This window comes from Vibrio genomosp. F10 str. 9ZD137 (assembly GCF_049974785.1).
Classification (GTDB): Bacteria; Pseudomonadota; Gammaproteobacteria; order Enterobacterales; family Vibrionaceae; genus Vibrio.
On record NZ_JBNGCJ010000412.1, the window covers coordinates 1 to 5,494 of the forward strand.

A 5,494-nucleotide genomic window follows, 5' to 3' on the forward strand; every position below is an offset into this window, starting at 1 on the left:
ATGTCTTCACGTGTAATACGACCACCCACACCCGTACCTTTAACCTGAGACGCTTCCAAGCTATGTTCTGCTAGCAAGCGACGTACAGCAGGGCTAAGTGCGTCGTTATTTTCATCCGTTAATGAAGCTTTATGACGTTTGTCAGGCGATGCTTCTGTTTCATCGGTCGTATCCGATGTCGGCTCACCCGCTACAGCACCTGGCTTGAGTCGAGCAATAAGCTGCTTTGATAGTACCGTAGCACCTTCTTCTTCGATGATGGCTTCTAATATACCCGCTTCAGGAGCCGGTACTTCTAGAACCACTTTATCGGTTTCAATGTCTACAATTACTTCGTCGCGCGCAACCGCTTCGCCTGGCTGTTTGTGCCATGTTGCTACCGTTGCGTCTGCTACTGATTCAGGTAAGTCTGGAACCAGAATTTCAATAGTCATATTCGTGTCTTCCTTTTACTTCTAGTTCTTAATTCGAAACTTTTGGGTTGATGGTCAAAGCATCGTCAACTAACGCTTTTTGCTGTTTCAGGTGCACCGACATATAACCAACGGCCGGTGACGCTGAAGCAGGTCTACCTGTATATCGTAGCTTCGCATCAGTAGGTATTGCCGATAAGAAATTATGCTGGCTACTGTACCAAGCCCCTTGGTTTTGCGGCTCTTCTTGACACCAAACAAATTCTTTTGCATTTGAATAAGGAGCAATTGCTGCCTGCACATCCTCTAATGGGAATGGGTACAATTGCTCTATCCGTACAATAGCGACATCCTCTTGCTCATTATTTCTACGTTGAGCGAGTAAGTCGTAATAAACCTTACCCGAACAGAAGACGACCTGCTTAACGTTAGACGCTTCTAGTTCATCCACTTCCCCAATCGCCGATTGGAAAGTTCCCTCAGCAAGATCTTCAAAAGAAGAAGTACATAGGGGATGACGCAGCAAGGATTTAGGTGACATGACGATCAACGGACGACGCATCGGACGTACCACTTGACGTCTAATCATGTGGTAAACCTGAGCCGGTGTAGACGGTACGACGATCTGCATGTTTTGTTCAGCACATAATTGCAAGTAACGCTCTAAACGTGCGGACGAGTGTTCTGGGCCCTGCCCTTCATATCCATGAGGTAGCAACATGGTTAGGCCACACAAACGTGCCCATTTTTGCTCACCAGAAGAGATGAATTGATCGATAACAACTTGAGCACCATTGGCAAAATCACCAAATTGCGCTTCCCAAAGCGTCAAACCACCAGGTTCAGCCGTTGCGTAACCATACTCAAAGGCCAGTACCGCTTCTTCAGATAAAACAGAGTCAAATACTTGGAATGGACCTTGTTTATCGTGAACGTTATCTAATGGGATGTAGGTACTCGCATCGGTTTGGTTGTGCAGTACAGCATGACGGTGGAAGAAAGTTCCGCGGCCAGAGTCCTGCCCTGAAATACGGATACGCTTACCATCATCAACCAGGGTTGCATAAGCCATTGTTTCAGCCATGCCCCAGTCAACGCGTTTTTCACCACTCACCATCGCTAAGCGGTCGTTGTAAAGCTTATTCACTCGACTTTGTAGCTTATGACTTTCCGGGTACTGACAAATTCGGTTACCTAGGTCTCTCAAACGCTCGACATCAATTTTACTATCCCAATCGATATCCCAGTCATGACCAAGATATGGGGACCAGTCGACAGAATGAAGCGCCATTGGACGCCACTCTTTCACGACAACTTCGCCGTGATCAAGTGCATCGCGGTACCCATTCACTAACTCAGTCGCGGTTTCGATATCGAACTCGCCTCGGTCAATCAACACATCAGCATAGAGCTTACGTGGAGTTGGGTGCTTTTTGATCTTTTGATACATCAAGGGTTGGGTGGCGTTTGGTTCATCCGCTTCATTGTGACCATGGCGTCGATAACACACCAACTCAATCACAACGTCGCGTTTAAATTCATTTCTATAATCAAGAGCTAAGCGAGCAACGAAAGCGACCGCTTCAGGATCATCAGAATTAACATGGAAAATTGGAGCCTGTACCATTTTCGCAATATCAGTACAGTACATGGTAGAACGTGTGTCGCGAGGGTTCGAAGTAGTGAAACCCACTTGGTTATTCACGACAATTCTCACCGTACCACCAACGCGGAAGCCACGGGTTTGAGACATGTTAAACGTCTCTTGCACAACACCCTGCCCTGCAATTGCAGAATCACCATGGACAGTAATAGGAAGAACGACGCTTCCATCTTTGTCATTTAGGCGATCTTGACGAGCTCGAACCGAACCGATAACCACTGGATTAACGATTTCAAGGTGAGATGGGTTAAAGGCCAATGCTAAGTGGACATTGCCACCAGGTGTAGCGAAGTCCGCTGAAAACCCTTGGTGATACTTAACATCCCCCGTGCCCCATGTATCATCATGTTTACCGGCAAACTCATCAAATAAATCTTGAGGTTTTTTACCCAGAACATTAACTAACATGTTCAGGCGGCCACGGTGAGCCATTCCGATAACAACTTCTCTCATGCCTTGACCACCAGCATGACGAATCAATTCTTTCGTCATCGGGATTAAAGCGTCACCACCTTCAAGAGAAAAGCGTTTCGCTCCTGGGAATTTAGCCCCCAAGTAACGCTCTAACCCTTCAGCAGCGGTTAGCTCTTCAAGAAAATCACGTTTCTCTTCAAGGTTAAAAGAAGGCTGACCCGACACAGATTCCAAACGTTGTTGAATCCAACGTTTTTGTTCTGTATTTGTCATGTGCATGTATTCAGCACCAATTGAACCACAATAGGTCTGCTTCAGTGCTTTATAGAGATCTTTGAGGACCATCGTCTCTTGCCCGATAGCAAAAGAACCGACATTGAATGTTTCATCAAAGTCTTCTTCGGTAAGATGGTGGAAAGAAGGGTCGAGATCTGGGACTGCAGGCCTAACCCATAAACCTAGGGGGTCTAGGTTCGCAGCTTGATGCCCTCGAAAACGGAACGCATTAATAAGCTGCAGTACTTTTACTTGTTTAACATCGACATCAGGATCACTAACTTGGACATTGTAATGCTTAGTCTCTTGAGCAAGCCGACGGAAGTAATCACGGACACGTGAATGCGGTTGTTCAACCACTTCTGAAGATTGCACAGGCAAATCTTCAAACACACGTTTCCACTCCTCACTTACCAGATCGGGATCACTTAGATACGTTTCGTAGAGTTCTTCTACATAAGTCGCATTGGCGCCAGCCAAGTGTGAAGACTCGAGCCATGCCTTCATCACGCCGTTGTGCATATTTTCCCTTAACCAGTAGTTTTCACGTTTACGTCGACCTATAGATCGACTGTCTGTCGCCCTAATCCTAGGGCGACAATCTTATTAATTTAAACCGAACGATTGACTAACATAGTCTTAATATGACCAATAGCCTTCGTAGGATTTAATCCTTTAGGACAAACACTTACACAATTCATGATGCCATGGCAACGAAAAACGCTAAACGCATCGTCAAGATTCGATAAACGTTCATCCGTTGCAGTATCTCGGCTATCAATTAACCAACGATACGCGGCCAGTAACCCTGCTGGACCAATAAACTTGTCTGGGTTCCACCAAAATGAAGGGCAAGATGTAGTACAACAAGCACACATAATACACTCGTATAAACCATCTAAATGTGCACGCTCATCCGGGCTTTGCAAATTCTCACGTGACGGCGGTAAATTACCATCAGTCACTAGGAATGGCTTAACTTTAGAGTAGTTGTCGTAAAACTGTGTCATATCCACAACCAAGTCGCGAACAACCGGCAATCCTGGCAATGGGCGTATGACTATGGTTCCTTTCGCAGATAAATCTGACAAAGGAGTAATACATGCTAACCCGTTTTTGCCATTCATATTTACGCCATCGGAGCCACATACACCTTCTCGACATGAACGTCTGAACGATATGCTTGGGTCTTGCTCTTTAAGTAAGATAAGCGCATCAAGGACCATCATGTCTGAGCCATCTTCGACTTCCAACACGTAGTCCTTCATGTAAGGCTTTTGGTCTGTATCCGGGTTGTAACGATACAAAGAGAAATTCAATTTCATAATCGGGGCCTCTCCTTAGTACGTTCTAGCTTTCGGTGGAAATGCTTCACGATGTACAGGTTCCATATTTACACCACGTTTTGACATACTTTCTGTCTCTGGGTTGTAAAGGGAATGGCACAACCACTCTGCATCATCACGATCAGGGAAGTCATATCGTGCATGAGCACCACGACTTTCAGTTCGGAAATTCGCCGCAACCGCAGTAGCAAAAGCGGTTTCCATTAAGTTTTCAAGCTCAAGACACTCAATACGTTGGGTATTAAACTCTGTAGACTTATCAGATAAATAAGCATTGTTCAGACGTTCTCTGATCGCTTTCAGCTCTTCCAAGCCGTTTGCCATCGCATCGCCTTCACGGAATACCGAGAAGTTATTTTGCATGCATTGCTGCAAATCTTTGCGGATAACAGCAGGGTCTTCACCATCAGTACTGTTTTCCCAACGATTGTATCGCTCAAGTGAACGAGCAATGTCTTCATCTGTTGCTGGTTTAGCTTCTTCCTGCTTTCTAAGAGTTTCACCCAGATGAAGCCCCGTCGCACGACCGAATACAACCAAATCAAGTAGTGAGTTACCACCTAAACGGTTTGCGCCATGGACAGATACTGAAGCAATTTCACCACATGCAAATAAGCCTTGGACTTCAACATCAGCACCGTTAGCGTCTTGCTTGATTGCCTGACCTGATACTTGAGTCGGAATACCACCCATCATGTAATGACAAGTCGGGATCACTGGAATAGGCTCTTTAACCGGATCAACGTGTGCAAACGTACGAGATAACTCACAAACACCCGGTAAGCGCGACTCTAACGTCTCTTTACCTAAGTGATCGAGTTTAAGCTTGATATGTGGTCCCCAAGGTCCATCGCATCCTCGACCTTCACGAATCTCAATCATCATTGAGCGAGCAACAACGTCTCGACCAGCTAGATCTTTTGCATTCGGTGCATAACGCTCCATGAAGCGCTCACCATCATTATTTAAAAGATAGCCACCTTCTCCACGACAACCTTCAGTCACCAATGTACCTGCGCCAGCTATCCCTGTTGGGTGGAACTGCCACATTTCAATATCTTGCATTGGTACACCCGCACGGATAGCCATACCTACGCCGTCACCAGTGTTAATATGTGCATTTGTCGTTGACGCGTAGATACGCCCCGCACCACCTGTCGCCAGTATGGTTGCTTTGGCTTTAAAGTAGCAGACTTCGCCTGTTTCCATGCACAAAGCTGTGGTGCCTAAAATAGCGCCATCTTCATTTTTCACTAAATCAAGCGCGTACCATTCTGAAAAAATGGTGGTCTCGTGCTTAATATTTTGCTGGTATAAGGTGTGAAGTAAAGCGTGACCCGTACGGTCTGCTGCTGCTGCGGTACGAGCGGCTTGCTCACCAC

Annotated in this window: 4 protein-coding genes; all 4 read right to left on the reverse strand. The window is 46.0% G+C overall.

The genetic code is table 11. From position 1 onward, the window contains the following. A partial coding sequence (locus ACP45E_RS09545; protein WP_198927708.1) for a biotin/lipoyl-containing protein occupies positions 1–434 on the reverse strand: 434 nt, incomplete at its 3' end. A gap of 28 nt (positions 435–462) precedes the next feature. Continuing rightward, positions 463–3,288: a 2-oxoglutarate dehydrogenase E1 component gene (gene sucA, locus ACP45E_RS09550; RefSeq protein WP_017033167.1), complete on the reverse strand. Its 2,826-nt coding sequence runs from the start codon at positions 3,286–3,288 to the stop codon at positions 463–465. A gap of 89 nt (positions 3,289–3,377) precedes the next feature. Beyond that, entirely contained in the window at positions 3,378–4,091 is a 714-nt protein-coding gene (locus ACP45E_RS09555; RefSeq protein WP_017033168.1) for a succinate dehydrogenase iron-sulfur subunit, read from the reverse strand. A 15-nt stretch (positions 4,092–4,106) separates the two neighbouring features. After that, positions 4,107–5,494 (reverse strand): FAD-binding protein (locus ACP45E_RS09560; protein ID WP_069584934.1); only part of this gene is annotated, 1,388 nt, incomplete at its 5' end.